The organism is Faecalibacterium sp. AF28-13AC (assembly GCF_003478405.1).
Lineage (GTDB): Bacteria > Bacillota > Clostridia > Oscillospirales > Ruminococcaceae > Faecalibacterium > Faecalibacterium prausnitzii_E.
This window is the reverse complement of record NZ_QUFG01000019.1, coordinates 1-20,765: the sequence shown is the minus strand read 5'-3', so window position 1 is coordinate 20,765 and position 20,765 is coordinate 1. Positions and strand designations below refer to the sequence as shown.

General features: G+C 51.1%; 17 protein-coding genes and 1 pseudogene. 10 read left to right on the top strand and 8 right to left on the bottom strand.

Annotated features, from left to right (window positions below; genetic code table 11):
• The 9 genes from DWY95_RS16360 to DWY95_RS16320 form a co-directional block, all read left to right on the top strand.
• Window positions 1-2,247, top strand: a 2,247-nt coding sequence (locus DWY95_RS16360) for a VirB4-like conjugal transfer ATPase, CD1110 family (RefSeq protein WP_243082868.1), incomplete at its 5' end; no start/stop codon positions are given.
• A complete protein-coding gene (dcm, locus tag DWY95_RS16355; RefSeq protein ID WP_118554299.1) occupies window positions 2,244-3,140 on the top strand; it encodes a DNA (cytosine-5-)-methyltransferase in 897 nt (298 codons plus the stop codon). The genes DWY95_RS16360 and dcm, both read left to right, overlap by 4 nt.
• Window positions 3,137-5,122 (top strand): C40 family peptidase, encoded by a 1,986-nt coding sequence (locus DWY95_RS16350; protein WP_118554298.1) that lies wholly within the window; start codon window positions 3,137-3,139, stop codon window positions 5,120-5,122. The genes dcm and DWY95_RS16350 overlap by 4 nt, the downstream gene beginning before the upstream one ends.
• A gap of 18 nt (window positions 5,123-5,140) precedes the next feature.
• Window positions 5,141-5,392 (top strand): DUF4315 family protein, encoded by a 252-nt coding sequence (locus DWY95_RS16345; protein ID WP_097777297.1) that lies wholly within the window; start codon window positions 5,141-5,143, stop codon window positions 5,390-5,392.
• Entirely contained in the window at window positions 5,382-6,104 is a 723-nt protein-coding gene (locus tag DWY95_RS16340; protein ID WP_118554297.1) for a DUF4366 domain-containing protein, read from the top strand. Before DWY95_RS16345 ends, DWY95_RS16340 begins: the two co-directional genes overlap by 11 nt.
• The gene (locus tag DWY95_RS16335; protein WP_118554296.1) at window positions 6,101-8,218 is read left to right on the top strand and encodes a DNA topoisomerase 3; all 2,118 of its coding nucleotides are present in this window, start codon (window positions 6,101-6,103) and stop codon (window positions 8,216-8,218) included. The genes DWY95_RS16340 and DWY95_RS16335 overlap by 4 nt, the downstream gene beginning before the upstream one ends.
• A 99-nt stretch (window positions 8,219-8,317) precedes the next feature.
• A complete protein-coding gene (locus DWY95_RS16330; protein WP_118554295.1) occupies window positions 8,318-11,509 on the top strand; it encodes a YodL domain-containing protein in 3,192 nt (1,063 codons plus the stop codon).
• Window positions 11,510-11,530: 21 nt separating this feature from the next.
• A complete protein-coding gene (locus DWY95_RS16325; RefSeq protein ID WP_118554302.1) occupies window positions 11,531-12,457 on the top strand; it encodes a hypothetical protein in 927 nt (308 codons plus the stop codon).
• 3 nt (window positions 12,458-12,460) lie between these two features.
• A complete protein-coding gene (locus DWY95_RS16320; RefSeq protein WP_118554294.1) occupies window positions 12,461-12,661 on the top strand; it encodes a transposon-transfer assisting family protein in 201 nt (66 codons plus the stop codon).
• Window positions 12,662-12,809: 148 nt separating this feature from the next.
• On the opposite strand, the gene DWY95_RS16315 is transcribed toward DWY95_RS16320, so the two are convergent.
• The 8 genes and pseudogenes from DWY95_RS16315 to DWY95_RS16280 all read right to left on the bottom strand — a co-directional run bounded on the left by DWY95_RS16315 (window position 12,810) and on the right by DWY95_RS16280 (window position 20,371).
• The gene (locus tag DWY95_RS16315; protein ID WP_118554293.1) at window positions 12,810-13,598 is read right to left on the bottom strand and encodes a hypothetical protein; all 789 of its coding nucleotides are present in this window, start codon (window positions 13,596-13,598) and stop codon (window positions 12,810-12,812) included.
• 106 nt (window positions 13,599-13,704) lie between these two features.
• Window positions 13,705-14,463: pseudogene (locus DWY95_RS16310) on the bottom strand (nucleotidyl transferase AbiEii/AbiGii toxin family protein).
• A gap of 88 nt (window positions 14,464-14,551) precedes the next feature.
• Window positions 14,552-15,133 (bottom strand): type IV toxin-antitoxin system AbiEi family antitoxin domain-containing protein, encoded by a 582-nt coding sequence (locus tag DWY95_RS16305; protein WP_118554292.1) that lies wholly within the window; start codon window positions 15,131-15,133, stop codon window positions 14,552-14,554.
• Between the two features lie 175 nt (window positions 15,134-15,308).
• A complete protein-coding gene (locus DWY95_RS17475; RefSeq protein WP_243082866.1) occupies window positions 15,309-16,973 on the bottom strand; it encodes an SEC-C metal-binding domain-containing protein in 1,665 nt (554 codons plus the stop codon).
• A gap of 55 nt (window positions 16,974-17,028) precedes the next feature.
• Window positions 17,029-18,087: a PDDEXK nuclease domain-containing protein gene (locus DWY95_RS16295; RefSeq protein WP_118554291.1), complete on the bottom strand. Its 1,059-nt coding sequence runs from the start codon at window positions 18,085-18,087 to the stop codon at window positions 17,029-17,031.
• Window positions 18,088-18,193: 106 nt separating this feature from the next.
• Window positions 18,194-19,522 carry a relaxase/mobilization nuclease domain-containing protein gene (locus DWY95_RS16290; protein WP_118554290.1) on the bottom strand — a complete coding sequence of 443 codons (1,329 nt, stop codon included), beginning with the start codon at window positions 19,520-19,522 and terminating at the stop codon, window positions 18,194-18,196.
• The gene (gene mobC / locus DWY95_RS16285; RefSeq protein WP_118554289.1) at window positions 19,483-19,812 is read right to left on the bottom strand and encodes a plasmid mobilization relaxosome protein MobC; all 330 of its coding nucleotides are present in this window, start codon (window positions 19,810-19,812) and stop codon (window positions 19,483-19,485) included. Before mobC ends, DWY95_RS16290 begins: the two co-directional genes overlap by 40 nt.
• A 190-nt stretch (window positions 19,813-20,002) precedes the next feature.
• Complete coding sequence (locus tag DWY95_RS16280; RefSeq protein WP_005927725.1) at window positions 20,003-20,371, bottom strand: helix-turn-helix transcriptional regulator; 369 nt, start codon at window positions 20,369-20,371, stop codon at window positions 20,003-20,005.
• A gap of 218 nt (window positions 20,372-20,589) precedes the next feature.
• On the opposite strand from DWY95_RS16280, the gene DWY95_RS16275 reads away from it, so the two are divergent.
• The coding region (locus DWY95_RS16275; protein ID WP_118554288.1) for a response regulator at window positions 20,590-20,765 on the top strand (176 nt) is incomplete at its 3' end.

The following is a 20,765-nucleotide window of genomic DNA, read 5'->3' as shown; positions in this document are numbered from 1 at the left end:
GGTGTGTGCCGCATTGACCGACGCACATTCTCCAAGTGCATTGCCTTTGAGGACATCAGTTATCAGCTGGCCCAGCCGGAAACAAGAACCGCCATCTTTGAACACCTGTGCGACCTCTACAACTATGTGGATGCTTCCATCCATGTGCAGCTTTCGTTTTTGAATCGCAAGGTTGACCCGGTGCAGTACGCAAAAAGTTTTGAGATCGCACCACAGGGGGATGATTTTGACGACATCCGCGCCGAGTACACCGCCATCCTGCAAAAGCAGCTTGCCAGCGGAAACAACGGCATTGTCAAAACCAAATATCTGACGTTCACCATCGATGCCGACAGCCTGAAAACTGCGCGGGCTCGGCTGACGCGCATTGGCCTTGACCTGCTGGGCTATTTCAAGACCATGGGCTGTGTGGCACACGTTATGGACGGGCAGGCGCGTTTGGAAGTGCTGCACGGCATCTTCCACCCGGACGGCGAACCGTTCCGCTTTGACTGGGACTGGCTGGCACCCTCCGGCCTGTCTACCAAGGATTTTGTGGCCCCGTCCTCCCTCTGTTTCGGCACGGCCAAGACCTTTGGGATGGGCGGCAAGTATGGAGCTGTGAGCTTTTTACAAATCCTTGCGCCGGAACTTTCGGACGAAATGCTGGCCGACTTCCTCAAAACGGAAAGCGGGATTCTCGTCAATCTCCATGTGCAGGCCATCGACCAGACCGAGGCCATCAAAACCATCAAACGGAAAATCACAGATCTTGATGCCATGAAGATTCAGGAACAGAAAAAGGCTGTCCGTTCCGGGTACGACATGGATATCCTGCCCAGCGACCTTGCCACCTACGGCGAGGATGCCAAAAAGCTGCTGAACAAACTGCAAACAAGAAATGAGCGATTGTTCATACTGACCTTTTTAGTGCTGAACGTGGCCGACACCAAGCAAAAGCTGGGCAACGATGTGTTCCAAGCGGCGGGCGTGGCGCAGAAGTACAACTGCTCTCTTGTCCGGCTGGACTACCAGCAGGAACAGGGCCTTGTATCCAGCCTTCCGCTGGGTATCAACCAGATAAAGATTCAGCGCAGCCTTACCACCTCCAACGTGGCGGTGTTTGTGCCCTTTGTCACGCAGGAGCTTTTCCAGAGCGGTGCGGCCATGTACTACGGCATCAACGCAAAATCCCACAACATGATCATGCTGGACCGCAAGCAGGCCCGGTGTCCCAACGGCCTAAAGCTGGGTACGCCCGGCAGCGGCAAATCCATGAGCTGCAAGTCTGAAATCGTCAGTGTGTTTTTAACGACTGCTGACGATATTTTTATTTCAGACCCAGAGGCCGAGTATTACCCGCTGGTCAAGCGGCTGCATGGGCAGGTCATCAAACTTTCGCCTACCAGCAAGGACTATGTGAATCCTCTGGACATCAACCTGAACTACTCCGAAGATGACAGTCCTTTGGCCCTAAAATCGGATTTTGTGCTGTCGTTCTGTGAACTGGTCATGGGCGGCAAAACAGGTCTGGAAGCGATTGAGCGCACCGTGATAGACCGTGCCGTGAAAGCCATCTACCGCCCCTATCTGGCGAATCCCTGCCCGGAGAATATGCCGATTTTGTCTGACCTCCACCAAGCCCTGCTCGACCAGCACTTGCCGGAAGCGGACCGGGTGGCGCAGGCATTAGATCTGTATGTGTCCGGCTCGCTGAATGTGTTTAACCACAAAACGAATGTGGACATCCACAACCGGCTTGTGGCCTTTGACATCAAAGAGTTAGGCAAGCAGTTAAAAAAATTGGGGATGCTCATTATCCAAGACCAGATATGGGGCCGTGTCACCCAGAACCGCAGTCAGGGCCGCGCCACATGGTATTTTGCAGACGAGTTCCACTTGCTCTTGAAAGAGGAACAGACCGCCGCGTACAGTGCCGAGATTTGGAAACGCTTCCGCAAATGGGGCGGTGTGCCCACGGGCGCCACCCAGAATGTGAAGGACCTTCTTTCTTCCCCGGAGATCGAGAACATTCTGGAAAACAGCGACTTCATCACGCTGCTGAATCAGGCATCCGGCGACCGCAAAATCCTGTCGGAACGGCTGAACCTTTCCGCAGACCAGCAGAAGTACATCGACAATTCCGAACCGGGCGAGGGACTGCTGATTTTTGAAAATGTGGTGCTGCCGTTCTCCAATCCCATTCCGAAAAACACCCAGCTCTATAAAATCATGACCACCCGGCTCAACGAGGTGGTGGAGCTATGAGCCTAACGCATTTCAGCTTGTTTTCCGGCATCGGCGGCATCGACCTTGCCGCAGAAGCAGCGGGTTTTACTTCGGTCTGCCAATGCGAGTGGGCAGCCTTCCCCGCCGCTGTGCTGGCAAGCCACTGGCCGGAGGTGCCCCGATTTCAGGACATCACCACCGTAACAAAGGAGGCTTTCTTTGAAAAAACAGGACTTCGCACCGTCACCCTCATTTCAGGTGGCTTCCCGTGCCAGCCGTTCTCCACCGCAGGGCGGCAGCGCGGCTTCCACGATGAACGCTACCTCTGGCCCGAAATGCTGCGGGTCATCCGGGAATTGCAGCCCCGTTGGGTGCTTGGAGAAAATGTTGCTGGCTTCCTCCGTATGGGGCTCGACAAAACGCTCATTGACTTGGAGCAGGCAGGTTACGATGTTCGGGTTTTCGTATTACCTGCTGCTGCCGTTGGCGCGTGGCACGAACGGAAACGGGTATTCATCATTGGCTCCGCTGCTTCCCACGCCCCTTGCCAGCGACACCGGGGATGTGGGCAAGGGGCTGGACATCCAGATTTCTGCAAATGGCAGCTACCGCAAAATGAACAAGGATGGCAAGGCGTGGACAGCGCGGCTTTCCCATGTGGTCTACCGCATGACACCTACCACGCTGGAAAAGCCCTACCTCAACCCGGACTGGGTAGAGTGGCTGATGGGTTTCCCGCGCAAATGGACGGACATTCCCTTTGGGCCGAAGAACTCGCCGACATCCCGCGCCTGACCGAAGATGTGCCAAACCGCAGCAAGCGGATGAAAACGCTGGGCAATGCAGTTTCGCCGCCGCAGGTGTTCCCGATTCTCAAATACATTGCGGACATTGAAACGGGCCGCTGTCCGATGAGAGGTGAAGAGCTTTGAAAGAATTGCAGGCAAAAGCCAAAGTCACCCAGACCATGACCCGTGACGGTCTGGTGGTGGAAAATCAAGCGGACGGCACTGTGGAGAACATTTCCAGCCGGGAAGCGGAACAGGATTATTCCACGGATGCCGAGGGCAAGGCCGAAAAAATTCTGGAACGGGCCGAGGACATCAAGGACGGGCATAAAAATAAAAAGAAAGCGAAAAAGGCAGCAGAAACAGCGGCCACCGCCAAAAGTGAAGATGGTCTGCACCGTTCCGCTGCCCGTTTGGAACTGACCGAGGACGAACGGGCAGACCCGGAGTTGCAGCCGTACATCCACAAGGCGGAAGCAAAGGCCGACAAGCTGGATGCGGCCCGCGCCGCTCTGCCGAAGAAGCGTGTCCCGGTCAAGGAAAAAGTTTACGATGCAGCCAGCGGCAAGGCAAAATCCACCCTGCGGTTTGAGCAGCAGGACAAAGGCCCGCCCAGCCTGAAACCAAACCCGGCCAGCCGCCCGCTGTCGGAAGCATTGCTGTTCGCTCACGGAAAAATCCACGAGGTCGAACACGAAAATGTGGGCGTGGAGGGCGGCCACAAAGGTGAAGAACTGGTGGAGCGTCAGACCGCCAAAGCCATCCGCAGCGGCATCCGGCACCACAAGATGAAGCCCTACAAGGCCGTGGAAAAGGCAGAGCGTCAGCTCATGTCTGCCAATGCAGAATACTTTTACCAGAAATCTTTGCGGGACAATCCGCAGATCGCGCAGTCCGCCAGCAATCCCATTTCCCGGATGTGGCAGAAACAGCGTATCAAGCAACAGTACGCCAAAGCTGCACGGCAGGCCGGACAAGCCGCCGCACAGGGTGCAGCCACTACCGCAGAAAATGGTTTCCGGGTAACAAAGCTGGCAGCCGAAGGCGGCGAACGGGTGGCCGAATTTGCTGCCCAGAACTGGAAAACCATTCTGATCGTGGCGGTGTTCGGTCTGCTGGCTCTGCTCTTGATAACGGGTTTGCAGTCCTGCACCGTGATGGCGGGCACCGCTGGAACCGGCGTGACGGCATCCTCTTACTTTTCCAAGGACAAGGATATGCTGGGTGCAGAGAAAGCCTACGCCAAGCTGGAACAAAAACTGCAACGGTATCTCGACACCTACGAGGCTACCCACAACTACGATGAATACCATTTTTATCTGGACGAAATCGAGCATGACCCCTATGTGCTGATCTCGATTTTGTCCGCGCTCCATGATGGCGTTTTTACATTGGCCGAGGTGCAGGGCGAACTTGAAATGCTCTTTGAAAAGCAGTACATCCTGACCGAGACCGTGAACATGCAGATACGTTACCGTACAAAAATGATGGTCATTATTGGCCCGTATGGTGTGCCGCAGGTTATCACCTACCAAGAGCCGTATGAATACTACATCTGTACGGTCAAGCTGAAGAACAAGGATTTGTCCCATCTGCCCGTGGAAGTGCTGACCGAAGAACAGCTTAGTGCCTATTCGCTCTATATGCGCACGCTGGGCAACCGGCCGGATTTGTTTGGCAAAGCGCAATACCCCAATGCGTCCACCATCAAACAGCCCACCTACTACGATATTCCCCCGGAAGCACTAAAGGATGATAGGTTTGCCGCCATGATGGAGGAAGCAACCAAGTACATCGGCTACCCGTATGTGTGGGGCGGCAGTTCGCCCAGCACCAGCTTTGATTGCAGCGGCTACATTTCGTGGGTGCTGAATCATTCCGGCTGGAACGTGGGCCGCCAGACCGCGCAGGGCCTTTACCACCTCTGTACTCCTGTTTCGGCGGCGCAGGTCAAACCGGGCGACCTTGTGTTTTTTAAGGGCACCTACGATACCCCCGGCGTGAGCCATTGCGGTATCTATGTAGGCAATTCCATCATGCTGCACTGCGGCGACCCTATCTCCTACACAAACCTCAACTCAAAATATTGGCAGGAACATTTTTACAGCTATGGGCGTTTACCGTAACGCCAGAAAGGATTTTGTATGGCAAAAAGACTTTCCCGCATTGAGCGCGATATTGAACGGCTCAAAGAAAAAATCAGCGAATACCAGCAGCAGTTGAAAGAACTGGAGGCTGCAAAAACTGAACAGGAAAACTTGCAGATCATTCAACTGGTGCGCAGCATGAACATGAAGCCGGACGAGTTCGCGGCTTTTCTGCGCAGCGGTGCGCTGAACGCTGCACCCACCGTTACCCCGTACCACAAACAGGAGGATGCCGCCGATGAAACCTGATAACTGGAACCGTTTCGCTGCCGGACTGCTGGCTATCCTCCTCTGCCTCTGCTCCTTTTCCATGCCAGCTTTTGCAAGCGGCTCTGACCCTGCCCCGGAACCTCTGCCGGAAATTCTGGACGAGAAAACTACCACTGGCGGCATGGAGCCGGAGGGCGTGTCCATCACGCCCAAAGGCAACGCAACACTGGTGGATGATTTTTACGGCGACAAGCAGCTTATCACTGTGACCACCAAGGCCGGGAATTATTTTTACATCCTGATTGACCGCGCCAACGAGGACAAGGAAACTTCTGTCCACTTTCTGAACCAAGTGGACGATGCCGACTTGCTGGCCCTGCTGGATGAAGAACCGCAGGCCGCCGAAGTCTGCACCTGCACGGTGAAATGTGAGGCCGGAAACGTCAACGAAAACTGCCCCTTGTGTGAAAAGAGCCTGCGCAACTGCACAGCCCCGGAAGCGGTGAAAACTGACACTGAAACGCCGCAGGAAAAACCGAAGTCCAGCATGGGCAGTCTGATGATCCTGCTGGTGCTGGCTCTGGCTGGCGGTGGCGCGGCACTCTATTATTTCAAGTTCCGCAAGCCCAAGGCCGATACCACCGGGCACGATGATCTGGACGAGTACGATTTTGGCGAGGACGAAGATGCAGACGAGGAACCTGCTGAAATCGAGATTCATTCAGAGGACGGACAGGAGGACGAAACATGAGCTTTCAGCTGGTAATCGCCGAAAAGCCCAGTGTAGCCCGCAGCATCGCCGCCGTGATCGGGGCCACTGAAAAGCAAAACGGCTATTGGCAGGGCGGCGGGTATCTGGTCAGCTGGTGCATCGGGCATCTGGTGTCCTTTGCCGAGGCGGGCCAGTACGATGAAAAATACTGCAAGTGGAAGTATGAAGATTTGCCCATCCTGCCCCAGCCGTGGCAGTTCATTGTCCCGGACGAAAAGAAACAGCAGTTTGAAATCGTCCGTGCCCTGCTCAACCGCTCGGATGTGGACAGTGTGACCGCTGCGACCGACGCAGGCCGGGAGGGAGAACTGATTTTCCGTTTCGTCTACCAAATGGCCGGTTGCACAAAACCTGTGAAGCGGCTCTGGATTTCCAACATGGAGGATGCCGCTATCCGGGAGGGCTTTGCAAACCTGCGCCCGGATTCGGATTATGATGCTCTGTATCAATCGGCCCTCTGCCGTGCAAAGGCGGATTGGCTGGTGGGCATCAACGCAACGCGGCTGTTTTCGGTGCTGTACCACAAGACCCTGACCGTGGGCCGGGTGCAGACCCCGACACTGAAAATGCTGGTGGACCGGGATGCAAAAATTCTGCGTTTCCAAAAAGAAAAGTATTACACGGTCGGCATCCAGTCCGGCAGCCTGAAAGCAGACAGTGGGCGCATTGCCAGCATGGACGAGGCCGACACTTTGAGACAAGCCTGTGCCGGGGCATCTGCTATCTGTTCTTCTGTCAAGCGGGAGAAAAAGACAGAACAGCCGCCCAAGCTCTATGACCTGACCACCTTGCAGCGGGAGGCGAACCGTCTATTTGGCTTCACGGCAAAGCAGACCCTTGACTATGCCCAGCAGCTTTACGAAAAGAAACTGCTGACCTATCCCCGCACCGACAGCCAATATCTGACCGAGGATATGGGCCAGACAGCACAACATCTTGTGTCTGACCTGCTGGGGCTGCTGCCCTTTGCCCAAGGGCTTGACTTGACCCCGGATGTGGGCCGGGTGCTGAACAGCAAAAAGGTATCGGACCACCACGCCATCATTCCCACTGCTGAATTTGTAAAACAGGGCTTCGCTGGTCTTGCCGAGAGTGAATGCAAGCTGATGAACCTTGTCTGCTCCAAGCTACTCTGCGCCGTGGCTGCACCCCATGAGTACGAAACTGTGACTGCAGTGTTCTCCTGTGCAGGGAACGAGTTCGCCGCCAAAGGAAAGACTGTGCTTGTCCCCGGTTGGAAAGAAATCGACCAGCGGTTCCGCTCCACCCTGAAAGCAGATACCGAGGAAGAAGTGCTGAACACCCTGCCGGAACTGGCCGAGGGACAGAGTTTTTCCGTGACGGCTAACGTTTCGGAACACTTCACGTCCCCGCCGAAAGCCTACACCGAAGATACGCTCCTGTCAGCAATGGAGCGGGCCGGGGCCGAGGATATGCCGGAGGACAAGGTGAATTGCTCCGCAGGAGCAAGAGAGGGTGGCCTGGGCCAAGCGGAACGTAAGGGGCTGGGCACTCCGGCCACCCGTGCCGCGATTCTGGAAAAACTGGTGCAAATGGGCTTTGTGCAGCGCAAGGGCAAGCAGCTTGTCCCCACCAAGGACGGCGTCAATCTGGCGGTGGTTCTGCCGGAAAGCCTGACCTCTCCCGCTCTGACTGCTGAATGGGAAAACCGTCTGACCGAGATTGCCAAGGGCAATGCAGACCCGGACGAGTTCATGGCCGAAATTGAAGCGCAGGTGCGTCAGCTGATCAAGACCTATTCCTGCATCAGCGCGGACAAACAAAACCTGTTCCAGTCGGAACGGGTTATCATCGGCAAGTGTCCCCGGTGTGGTGAAAACGTCTACGAGGGCAAGAAAAACTTCTACTGCGGGAATCGTGGCTGTCAGTTCGTGATGTGGAAGAATGACCGCTTCTTTGAGCAGCGGAAAAAGGCGTTCACCCCGAAGATCGCCGCCGCTCTGCTCAAAAACGGTAAGGCAAAGGTAAAGGGCCTCTACTCCGAGAAAACAGGCAAAACCTATGATGCAACGGTGCTTCTGGCAGATACGGGAGGCAAGTACGTCAATTACCGGGTAGAGCGCAAAGAGTAAGGCAAAAATACGAGGGCCAGTTATGGTAAGGTGAAGCATTCATTTTGCCATAACCGGCTCTCTCTATCCGTAGGATAGCAAAAAAAGGAGTGTGACCAAATGAGCGAATTATTTTCCATCCAGCTGCAAAATCGGCAGCAAAGCAGGGATGGTGTCTGGCTGGACCTTCCCACCACAACCGAACAGGTACAAGCGGCTCTGCGGCAAATCGACATTTCGTCCGATAACCCGCAGGGCCTTTTCATTTCCGGCTATTTTGCCGAGGAAGAAAAGCGTTTTGCCATCCCCTACAACATGGTGCTGGCATCCAATGTGGACGAACTGAACTTTCTGGCATCACGACTGGAAACACTCTCTACCGGGGAACGCGCAGAACTGAACGCCGCCTTGCAAGCCCCGCAGAGTGAGCTTTTCAGCATCGGGAGAATCACCGACTTTCCCGAAAACGTGGACTACTATGTGCATCTGCCGGATGTGCACGGGCCTGCCCAGCTAGGAGATTACTACCTGAATCGCTCCGGCATGGTGGATATGCCGGAAGAATGGAAAGGCGGCATCGACACGGCACAGTTTGGCCGGTATGTGGCTCAGCAGGAACAGGGTGCGTTCACCCAGTACGGCTACCTTGTCAAAAGCGGGGACGAGTGGCAGAAAGTCCACGAGGGCCAGCCCGTGCCGGAGGAATACCGGGTGCTGTCCTTTCCCGCGCCGGAAGTTCTGCGGGATGCGGCCAACATCCCGCCGCCTGTTCAGCCTGAAACGGAACCGCAGAAAGTTATCCCCATCATCCTGAACGGCAAGGACAGCGCAGAACGGATGAAAGAAATCACGGACCGGCTGGAAACAGGCATTCAGCAGTTGTTCGACAGCGACCGCTACAAAGCCTACCTCACCACGATGGCAAAATTCCACAATTACAGCTTCAACAACACCTTGCTGATCGCCATGCAGGGCGGGCAGCTGGTGGCCGGCTTCAACAAGTGGAAAGACACGTTCCACCGCACCGTGAAGAAAGGCGAAAAAGGCATCAAAATCCTTGCCCCTGCGCCGTATAAGGTGAAGCAGAAGATGGAAAAGCTGGACGAACAGGGCAAGCCGATTCTGGACAAGGACGGCAAGCCACTGACGGAAGAAAAGACGGTGCAGATTCCGGCTTTCAAGGTGGTGTCCGTGTTCGATGTCAGCCAGACCGAGGGCGAACCTCTGCCGACCATTGCCGTGAATGAACTGTCCGGCAGTGTGCAGGACTACCAAGATTTTTTCAAGGCGTTGGAGCAGTCATCTCCGGTGCCCATCGGGTTTGAGGACATCGAGGGCGGGGCGCACGGCTACTTTCATCTGCTCGACAACCGCATTGCCATCCAAGAGGGCATGAGCCAGCTGCAAACCATCAAGACAGCCATCCATGAGATTGCCCATGCTAAGTTGCACGCCATCGACCCAGACGACCCGGAACAGGCCAACCGCCCGGACAGCCGCACCCGCGAGGTGCAGGCCGAAAGCGTGGCCTATGCCGTCTGCCAGCATTACGGGCTGGACACGTCCGAGTATTCCTTTGGATATGTGGCCGGGTGGAGTTCCGGCCGGGAACTGGCCGAACTGAAAGCCTCTCTGGAAATTATCCGCAGCGCAGCCCATGAGCTGATCTCTGCGCTGGACGAACATCTGGCAGAACTGCGCCAGCAGCGGGAAGCAGACCTTTCCGCTGCACAGGAGGCCGCATTTGCATTGGATAACGGCAGTATCCTGTTCATCCAGACCTGTGATTCCGGCTATGACTACACCCTGTACGGCCCGGACAATAAAGCTCTGGACGGCGGGCAGTTGGACGCGCCCGGTCTGACCCTGCCGGATGCCGGGCAGGAAGCGCTTAATCTGTTGGGGCAGACAGCCGCAGTGTCGGAAGTCCTGTTGGGCGACAAGCTGGCGGCGTTCCAAGAGGCGGCGGAAAAGGCCAACGAAATTCCCGCACCCGTTAAAATTCCAGACCCCGCCGCAGAACCTACGGTCACAATTCTTTGGAGCGAAAGTGACAAGCTGCAGGACGGCGAAATCATGCCGCTGTCCGTGGCAAACCGCGTCTTTGAAGAACTGGACACCGCCCAGCACACGGACCGGGAAAAGGACGGCTACACGGGCGGCTGGTACGACAAGACCGCATTCCGTATTGATTTTACCCTGAACGGCCAACCCGACAACTACGAGGGACGGCAGGATTTTGGTGACGGAGAGGGTTCTTTGGTTCAGCATATCCAGAACTACCACGAATACTACGCCAAGGACGAGAGCTGGAGAAATTTTGTTCTGCACAACAAAGGCCCGGAAGCGTGGGAACAAGACAAGGCAGAGCGGGAAATGGTGCTGAACGAGTTTATCCCGTACCTCAAACAACATTGCAATATTTCGGCCATGGAGCAGGCAGCCACCGCCGCTTTGCGGGAGGAACAGAACATTTCGCCGGAACAGGCTGCCTATTACAACACTGTTGTGGCCTATGTGCAGGACTGCCGCTCGCTGCTCAACCAAGGCCAGTATAACTTGCCGGAACCGCCCAAGCTGGCCGACTTTGACCAGAGCTTGCAGGACTACAAGGCGCAGGTGCAGGCAGAGATCGCGCAGGAAGCGGCCGATGCTGGAATGACGGTAGAGGAATACGCAGCGGCAGGCTTTGAAGCACCACAGCAGGACAGCTTTTCCATCTACCAACTGCGCAACGAGGATTCTACCCGCGATTACCGTTTTGAGCCCTACGACCGCCTGCTGGCTGCCGGTTTGACCGTGGACAAGGCCAATTATACGGAAGTATACGCCGCGCCGCTGACTGCTGGCACCACGTTGGAGGACATCTACCGCACATTCAATGTGGACTATCCGGCAGATTTCAAGGGACACTCGCTGTCTGTTTCGGATGTGGTGGTGCTGCACCAGAATGGGCAGGACACCGCCCACTACTGCGACAGTGTGGGCTTCCAGCAGGTGCCGGAGTTCTTGCGGGAAAATCCTCTGCGCACCGCAGAGCTTTCCACGGAACAAAACGAAAACATGATTGACGGTGTGCTGAACAATGCGCCCTCTCTGGGCGAATTGGAGGCCAAAGCAAAGGCCGGAGAACAAATTTCTCTGACGGACCTTGCCGCCGCAGTCAAGGCCGAGGAAAAGGCGCCAAAAGCCAAGAAGTCCCGCACAGCCAAACCGAAAAAGCCGTCCATCCGGGCACAGCTGGATGCCGCAAAAAAGGAGCAGAGCAAGCAAACACAGCCACGGGAAAAGGCAAAGGAATTGGAGGTATAAGCCGTGCAGAAATTTGAAAATATGGATGTGATCGCTGCGCTGGAAGCTATCATGCACCAGAACACCGCATACTACCAGAGCGATTTTGCCTATGACATCAAGATGCTGCGGGAGGCCGCCCGCAGCGACCAGCCGGAAGATAAGCTGCTGTTGTGGCTGTCCCGGCCCTCTGGAACATTCTGCTTCCGGGAACGGGATGTGTTGCTCAAAGATACCCAAGCCTACAATACATGGAAATTTTGCGGTGAACAGACCCATGACAGGATTCTTGCCTATGCGGTGGAGTTGACCGGTGCGGCCAATGGAACCGTGCAAGGCAATCTGTATGAACTGGACTACCAGCAGCATTTCCAGCATATCCGGGATGCCGCTCTGCCTGTGGGTGCCAATCGCCTGATCTACGAAAGTGGGATGCGGGAAATTGGCCCCAAAGAGCATTTCAACAGCCGCTCGGACAAATATTTTGGAGAGTTCGTGCGGTATGAAATGCAGCCCCGTGACCCGGAACTTCTACAAGCGGCCATCCGGCAGGAGCAGCGCAGTCGAGAACCGGCACGGCCCGGTGATTTCAAAGAACATCTTGCGGCACTGCACACTGGGCTGATCGAGGCCGAGGCGCAGCGTATCGCGGCAAATATGAAGCGGCTGGCTGCTCCCAACAGCCCGGACAAAAATCATTTTATGGTGGAGGTATCGCCCTACTTCACCAAACTGGCATCCAGTCGGGATACGGACCAGCTGCTTGCCATGTTGCCGTACAAGTCCCTGCACCTGTCCAGCGTGAAAGACCGTTTCGGCATCTACGCGCTGGTTGGCAAAAACGAAAATCGGGACAAGGGCATCTGCAAGCCCCGCACTTCCGTCCGCAAGCAGCTTTCCGAAACAAAACAGGCCGCCAGCCCGAAAAAGGCGGCGGCCCGCAGCAAGCAACACGAAATGGAGGTCTGACGCATGAATTTCAGCGTAGAAGAAGAAAATTTGATTTGTATGTACCACACTTCTGACCGCCGTCGAACGATGGCGCGGATGCTCGCCGCCCTGCCGGATATGGACACGGAAATGCGGCGGCTGGCAAATGGCACCATTGCAAAGTTGGAGCAAATGACCGACGCTGATTTTGACGGACAGAGGTTTGATTTTGTGGGTGAGTGATACCACAGACTTGACAATGGCACATTATTTTCAGCAAAAGTGATGTGTCGTTGCCAACACAGAAATAGCCGGACACGGTGGCCTTGTGGCCGCTGTGTCCGGCTGTTTTATTTTTGCACTGGTAATTTTACTAAAAAATTTCGTCAGTTCAAACTATTAGCTTTTTATCCAAATATTTACTGCTTACGATACGATTCCACTGATCTTCAAAATATGGATCAACCTTCATCTGGAACGCAACGGCTTGCTCAAACGACATACCGCACGAAAGCATCATCATGCGAAGCCCGTGGAGTTGCATTTCAAACCATTCGTATGTAGGATTTTCAGACAACTCTCGAATTGTAGCTCTCGACACAAGATAATTGTCAGGCGTCCCATTAGAAAAAGCACGGACAACATGTAGATAATTGCTTCTTGTTGCATATTTCCTTGAGAATACGTCTCCACCAATTTTATTCCATGGCGGAACACTACCAACAATTTGTTTGTATGATTCGATTAGCTGTCCTTCAGCCTGTCGAATATGTTCAAGACCTTCTTCACCTGCATAATTAGGAATAGGACTACCCTGAGGAATATTCAGAAAATCTTGATACTGTTCCTTATTTCGATGAACAATCGGCTGGGATAGAGGCGATTGCACCAAGATTGAATACCCAAGTCTTTCATGCAGGGAAAAATAGGACCGAATTTGTTTGAATTTACAGGCATTTTCTGAAATAGGAAGCAATCCATTATGTTGTCTGAACCTAACATATAAATCAGACGCTAAACCAATGTATAAAATCTCTTTAGTATAGTAGTCCCAAAATGAATAGATGCCCGCTGATGCCCACCCATACAAATCCATAGGTGAACAGAGATCATCAATATATTGGGACATTAGCTCAACTTCATCAGATTTATAAGAATCCATAATAATTGTACCAAACATTATCCTCACCTCTTACTCGATTGTAATATAACATATATATTGTGCAAAGAACAAACAAGTTAACATCCAAAAAAAACTCATAAAATGATACTACGATAATTTTTATTTACCTCTCCAAATTCAACTCATTCATGATTTTTTGCACCGCATTGCAGGTATCATCAAAAGAAATATCCTTTGCATAGTCATATTCCATGCCATACTTGTTCCACTGTCTGCGGAGTGTATCGCTATCCCGGATTTCCTGCATAATCTCCGAGTACTGCGTTAAGATTTTAGAACTGCCGCGTTTTTCCGTTGTCCGTTCCAGTGCCCGCCGCAATGTTGCCTTATTGCACTCTGCCCCGCGCAGAGCGTACAGAATGTAGATGTCGTAGTAATCTCTCGGACGGGTATTTGCAATATTGCGGGACAGTACGGTTTCCAGCTTTTCGGCCAGAATTGTTTCGAGATTGTAGGCCAGAACGCTGATTGTGCGGTCATCGAACAGCATTCAAAAGGTGTACTCGATTTCGCGGGGCGTTATCATATCGCCAGTGGTAACATCCACCGTCAGCGGAACACTGATCGGCGGGTAGTTGGCTTTCAGCGATACCCGGATTCCGGGGTAATCGTCTGTTTCTCGGATGTCCGCAACGCCTACCACTTCAAACTGCACATCATCGTCAATCTGGATTGCACACACATCTTTGAAAATGGAAAGAATGGCTTCATGGGTCAGCGTAAAACCCTTGATGGTCGTGTCCAAATCCATAGTGGCCCGTGTGTCCAGACCAACAATAGCAAACACCAGAAAACCACCTTTAATGATAAAGTTATGTTTATAAGGTGAAAGTGAAATGCGTTCCGGCAGTCTTTCCAGCATATATTTCTGCATCACAAGCTGTGCAGAATATGCTTCTCGGTTGCTTTCTTCTTGATATAGGCTTTTAACTGCATCGGATTTTTTGTAATCATAATAAAATCTCTATGTAGCGCAGAACCTTTGGTTTCACTCGAAGCCGCTCTGCGTACTGCATCAATTTGTGAATGTCTTTGTCTTTGGATGCGGCGTAACGCTTCATAGCTGCACCCACAATTTGAATATCGCTCCCGCTGCCGCGCAGGATGTCGCACAGCGTCCGTTCCAAATCGTAAACACGAATGGGATTGCCAGATGGCGATTGGATTTCAATAATACCGAAGTCATAATTTTCTGGAATAGCGCGCTTGACAATCAAGGTCTCCTGCTTTAAGGACAGTGCATTGTAGCCCTTAGGAAAGGTCATAGTGTATTTTGCTGGGGTGCGGTCAGAATAGCCCAGCAGATAAAGGGCGGTATCATGCGAGTAGATGCCGCGGCTATACTTCTGCTGCAATAGGTAAAAATCATCTTCCCATGCGCTGCTCTGCACATACAGGCCACGCCCGAAACGATACAGTTCCCCGCTCTCGACAAAATTATGCAGATAGCCCCGATGCAATCCGGCTTTCGTCAGCTGTGCGACCGTAATAATACCATTGGGGCAGACTATACCATTTTCTATTTTGTCCATGTTGTTTATGCTATCACCTCGCTTGACATTCACACATTATATTATAGAGAAATAATGTGGGTTCGTCAATTATTAATTGACAATGACACATTGTTTTCGGCAAAAGTAATGTGCCATTGTTAAAACAACCTACCAGACGCAATAGTCTAAAGCTATTATGTCTGATAGGTTACTTCTAGTCATAAATATTCTTTCCTCGACAGCATTTTTTGAATTTCTTTCCGCTCCCGCATGGACAGGGTGCGTTGGCGGAAATTTTTACAATTCTTCGTATTGCATATTTTTTCTCTCGCCAAGCAATACTAAGAAGTCCTGTTTTCTCATGGTATAGCTGATTCCAAGATCTTTGAAAAATACCACCATGAACTAAAGTAGTTGTTCCTGATTTATTATAATCGACAAAGCAAACAAAGTTTTCATTTGCAGGATGGAGAGCCTTAGAGTGTCTTATATCATGTTTATATACATTTATATAGAGTGCATCCGCTTCCATACTGCCATTTTTTCTATGGATAGTAGGTGAATCCATATTTTTCAAGGTGTTCAGCCAGCCAATAGCATCTTTAATAATTTTGAGAATTTCTTGCTTATCTTGCGTATCTCCAATAAACAAGTGACATTTAAGCCTTTTTCGATCTTCAAGACTCGCATCCTCTATTTTATTGATAATGAACTTATCCGACACATAGTTAGGGAAACGAAAGTATTTTATTTCGTGTAAATCCACATTTTCTATAGAGGGGGCAAAAACGATTATGTCACCACGATTCGCGGCAGATTTTACAATACCTGCAAAATCTCCTGTTGCAGTAGCATAAGCCAGTTCTGAGTTTGTAAATCGAATCCAGCTCTTTTGTAGTCGTTCGCTGCTGAAACTCAAATAATATTGGTCGTAGTCAGGATAAACACTGTAAATCATCAAAGAAATTTTTAGGGCTGTTTCAACAATGAAGGCTCTATCAGTTTTAACGGTATAAAAATCTGCATTGAGTTGTTTACTATTAGATGTATCTGATATAAATCGGCACCGAATAGATGGAATGCTCAATTTCATGCTCAGAAGTGCAAAGGAAACAAATGTCTTTTGAGACATATTAACGGATATTTTGTCCCAGTGTTCATTTAGGAAAAGACAAACACTTAACAATACTGCACTCGTTATGTCGTACATTCTATTTATTAGATCATCAAATTCATAAACCGTCAACTCTTTCGATAGGCTCTTACTGTTTTCCATATAGTGAAATTCAATAACGCGTCCGTCCTCTCGAAAAATCACGCCACCGTGATTGATTGAGTTTCGGATTTTTACATCAACGGATTCGATGCCATTGCTAAAACCATTTTTGATTAGAACTGTGCGCAGCGGCTCAAGCTTCCTTTGTGCAGAATAGTCTTGTACCGAAAACTGATCAATTAGTAAAACGGTAAATCGAAACAAGTTTGTTAGACAACCTTCAACAATAGATGTATACGTTGGAATACGGTACAATCGGTTTTTTATTGAATCGCTTTCATTGATTGAATCCAAATCATTTATGATGCTTGTAATTTGAGAATATGTACTACAAGCACTAAGAAAGTGCTCTATCATGCTTTCAGATATAATAATGTCTGGGTGCTGGGAAGCTATTGCAGTCAATCGACCTGAAAATTGTGTACAGACATTATTGTCCCAATAGCAAGAAGGAGAATTCCAAATAAAATCGTAAAACAAGCACACCAATTCACGTCTACAGCAACGCATCTGTGAATTAGTTCGTTGATTGATGTCATCAATTATTTTTGGGACTTCATCATTTTTATAATATGATACTTTTGAAGCTTCCAGCCAGTCCATCGAAAAATTCCTTTATAAATCACACTACAATATGTTTCTAAGGCAATACCGATAATTAGCAATTATCCGTATCATCCAACTTCGGATGCTGCATATAGAAAATATTTTTCTGACGCTCGATTTCAGCCCGCAGTTGTTCTTTGGTCGGCAGGTAGGTCAGATACTTCGACATGAATAGGTGGTCGTTATCGTGCAGGACGGAATATCGCGCGATGTCCTCGCTGGTTTCGCCACACAGCAGAATGCCGATCGTGGGGTTGTCACCCTCTTTGCATTTGAGTTCATCGTACATCCGAACATACATATCAATCTGGCCGACATCTTGATGGGTGATCGTCCCCATCTTCAAGTCAATCAGAACATAGCATTTCAGTTCGATGTTGTAAAACACAAGGTCGATGTAGTAATCTTCCGTATCGGTCACAATATGCTGCTGCCGGGCCACGAAAGCAAATCCCTTTCCCATTTCCATAAGGAAATCCCGGATGTGAGAAAGAATTGCAGACTCCAAATCGGACTCTGCAAAGGAATCTTCAGTGCGAAAGCCTAAAAATTCTGCCACGATGGGACTTTTGAGAAGTTCAAACTGATGCTTGGGTTCTGCTGCCGTTTTCTCTTTCATTTCTGCAATGACGGCTTCTTTTTTCGGAGAATGGAGCAACCGATAATAATACTGTGTGCCAATGTTGCGGTCAAGGGTGCGAACACTCCAATTTTCATTAGCCGCTTCATTCATATACCAAACACGGGCATCTTCATCGGGAACACGCAGCAAAGCACGAAAATGTGACCAATTAAGATTTTGAACACGCGTGTTCAAAATCTCGGAATCAGGGAAGCAATGGTAAAATTTACGGTAATAGTGAAGATTTCGGCTGGAATAGCTGTTGCCGAATTCCTTTGTGAGTTCTGCCGAAAGAACTGGAATTAAGCGTTTTCCATACTCTGCACGCTCAGCACCGCTCTGTTCTTCTTCAACAATGCGTTTTCCAATATTCCAGTAGGTCATAATCATTGCACGGTTGGCTGCATTATAGGCAACGTTCTGGCCGACGGTAATCAAATTTTTAATATCGGAGATTACCGGCTGATACGGAATGAGGTTGTTGTCCAATTGAAAAATCTCCTTTCTACTTGAGAATTTTTTCTAAGAATCATTGTTTTAATTATAGCAGATATTGTTTGAACTGTCAGCGGGTTGTGACGAAAACTTGCGTGGCTTACCGTTCCTGCATCTGCTCCTTTCCCGGTGCTGTCCGCAGAATGCCGTCCACATTCTGCTTTATGATGCCATACTCCTGCATCTGGCGTTTGGCATCATTGTACTGCCGCTGCATCTGGTCTTTCTGCTCGGCCAGTTGCTTATACTCGTTTTTCAGGGCGTAGAGGTCGGGTAGCTTTTGAAAGCCCTGCTCTTTTAGAGCTTTCGCCGCTGCTTCATAGAGAATCAAGGTTCCTTCATGTTTACGTCGGAACTGCTTTTTGTCAGCAGCCCGCTGATACTCCTGCAACAGTGGGTGCAGTTCCTTACAGGTGGTAACATCCTTTATCAGCACGGCCATTTCTGCAAGTCGGCGCTCTGCTGCTTTCAATGCGGCGGCAGCTTCGGTGCTGGCGGCGGTGATCTCGGCCACCCGGCTTTCCAAATCCGGGTAGCTTTCGATTTCATGCTCAGTCAGGAAGTTCAGCGTCCGGGCAGCCTGTTTCAGATTGTGGAGTTTTGCCCACTTCTCGTACCCTGCGGACTGCTGGGCCTTGATGCTGTTCTCCAAATCAATCCGCAGCGAAATTTTGCGGTTTTCTTTGGGCTTCCGCTCCACGAACCGCCCTTTGATGCGCTCAGTAATGGTTTCCTCGGCATAGGCTTCTCCCAGCGTTTTGCAGCGGGTGAACCGTTCCTGTCCGGGCGCACGGAACGACACATACTTGCCCCTCTTGACCTCGTAGCCCTGCTCCTGCAGGAGCCGCAGAAAATCGTCAAAATCCTTGACCTGCGGGATGGCGGCATCTATGGCGGCATTCAGCTTCGCCTTCCAGCTCGTGCCCTTGCGGTGTGCATCCCACTCGGCATAGCTTTTGCCCCGGTCTTGACCGGGCATCACCACAGACAGACCATGTTCCTTGCACAGCCGGTCGCTGGTGCGCCGGATGTAGGCATAACTCTGTCGGTTGGAAACATACTTCCGCTGGTTCACCATGTCCACTGCACAAAAGATAATGTGGTTGTGGACGTGCCCCTTGTCAATGTGCGTGGTCAGTACATACGGGTATTTGCCTTGCAGGACTTCATCTGCAAGCTGCCGACCAATCTCGTGGGCCTGCTCCGGCGTGGTTTCGCCCGGCGCAAAAGACTGTATCAAGTGGTGGGCCAGATTGTTGCCTTTCTGCATGGCTTGTGATAGTAGCAGTTCAAATTCGATGTCGGCGGTTTCATAGGAGCAGGCAAAGGAGGACACCAGCATTTTTTCATCCGTCTTAGCTGGATTCTCGATGTAGTCCAGTGCCTTTTTCAGCGTTGACTTGATAGGATGTATCTTTGTAACTGCCATATCTGCGCCAATGCTCCCTTGATGTCCGCAACGTCTTGTGTGTACAGCGGCCCCATGCTGTTCAGCCGCCGCGCGATCTGGTTAATATTGACACCAATCTTTTGCAGTTCGGCGGTCTGCGCCCGGATGTCGGTGGTGTCGATGTGGACAACATAACCATCTATCAGCATCTTCCGGGCGTATGCAGAAAAGTTCCGGGTATGCAGCAGAGCCATCTTCTGCCGGATAAGTTCCCGTTCCTCCGGCGTCACGGGAACACGCAGAACAATTTTTCGGGTTCGGTTCGTCATAGTTTCACCTCGTTTCTTGGGGGTCTGGGGTACTCCCCAGCAAGCATTTCTGCCGGGAGTGGCTACACTCCCTATGCTTGCTACGTTACCTTTCCCCACTACTAAGACACCGAAACGCCCCCGTTTTGCCCGCAAAATACAAAAAAATAAGAGGACGCTTTTGCATCCTCTCAATGACCGTGCATGACAATCAGACACACACGGGCTCTTTTTCCTGTTCATGGATTCGTAAGGCACCGTCAATGGCACCTTCTACGATAGGTAAGTATTCTTCCGGGCAAAGCTGCAGCTTGTGGCTGACCCGCTGACGTTCCGCGCTTTCTTCCCGCATGAGTTCCGGGTTGAAGTACCGTTCCACCGGCAGGCCGCAAATTTTTATCAACTGAATCACCACCGGCAGGCTGGGCAGCGTGCCTTCGTTTTCGATATTTGCAAGATACCGGCTGTCACAATGTATCATGTCAGCCAGCGCACTGCGGGAAAGTTGTTTTGCCTTTCGAGCTGCCTTGACATCCGCTCCGAACGTTTCAAAGCCGGGACAGTCCTCAATTTTCGCCATTCTGCATCACCCATATACATTTTATAGTTCATGGACGATTGGCGAAATGATGCAAAGTGCATTGTTGTTAAACTTTATTGTTCATGGCTTGAGCATTGTATTGTAAAGTGGGCTATCCTATAATAAGGAAGAAACCCTTTTTTGAAAAATCGTCCGCTGTAACAATTCTCGGACATTTGCCTGTTATACTATCTGCAAAAAGCAAAGGAAGTGAGGATATGAAGCAGATTTTAATTGTCGAGGACGACAGTTTTTTGAATAAGATGTTAGCCTATAACCTGACCGCAGACGGCTACGGCGTGACTTCTACTCTAAATGCCAGAACCGCAGCCGAAGCCATCCGCCAGCGGGAATTTGATTTAGTGCTGTTGGACATTAACCTGCCAGATGGGAA

Coding starts and splice junctions, on each gene's coding strand:
- dcm (WP_118554299.1), top strand. CDS start 2,244: ATGAGCCTAACGCATTTCAGCTTGTTTTCCGGCATCGGCGGCATCGAC.
- DWY95_RS16345 (WP_097777297.1), top strand. CDS start 5,141: ATGGCAAAAAGACTTTCCCGCATTGAGCGCGATATTGAACGGCTCAAA.
- DWY95_RS16340 (WP_118554297.1), top strand. CDS start 5,382: ATGAAACCTGATAACTGGAACCGTTTCGCTGCCGGACTGCTGGCTATC.
- DWY95_RS16335 (WP_118554296.1), top strand. CDS start 6,101: ATGAGCTTTCAGCTGGTAATCGCCGAAAAGCCCAGTGTAGCCCGCAGC.
- DWY95_RS16330 (WP_118554295.1), top strand. CDS start 8,318: ATGAGCGAATTATTTTCCATCCAGCTGCAAAATCGGCAGCAAAGCAGG.
- DWY95_RS16325 (WP_118554302.1), top strand. CDS start 11,531: ATGGATGTGATCGCTGCGCTGGAAGCTATCATGCACCAGAACACCGCA.
- DWY95_RS16320 (WP_118554294.1), top strand. CDS start 12,461: ATGAATTTCAGCGTAGAAGAAGAAAATTTGATTTGTATGTACCACACT.
- DWY95_RS16315 (WP_118554293.1), bottom strand. CDS start 13,598: ATGTTTGGTACAATTATTATGGATTCTTATAAATCTGATGAAGTTGAG.
- DWY95_RS16305 (WP_118554292.1), bottom strand. CDS start 15,133: ATGGACAAAATAGAAAATGGTATAGTCTGCCCCAATGGTATTATTACG.
- DWY95_RS17475 (WP_243082866.1), bottom strand. CDS start 16,973: ATGGACTGGCTGGAAGCTTCAAAAGTATCATATTATAAAAATGATGAA.
- DWY95_RS16290 (WP_118554290.1), bottom strand. CDS start 19,522: ATGGCAGTTACAAAGATACATCCTATCAAGTCAACGCTGAAAAAGGCA.
- mobC (WP_118554289.1), bottom strand. CDS start 19,812: ATGACGAACCGAACCCGAAAAATTGTTCTGCGTGTTCCCGTGACGCCG.
- DWY95_RS16280 (WP_005927725.1), bottom strand. CDS start 20,371: ATGGCGAAAATTGAGGACTGTCCCGGCTTTGAAACGTTCGGAGCGGAT.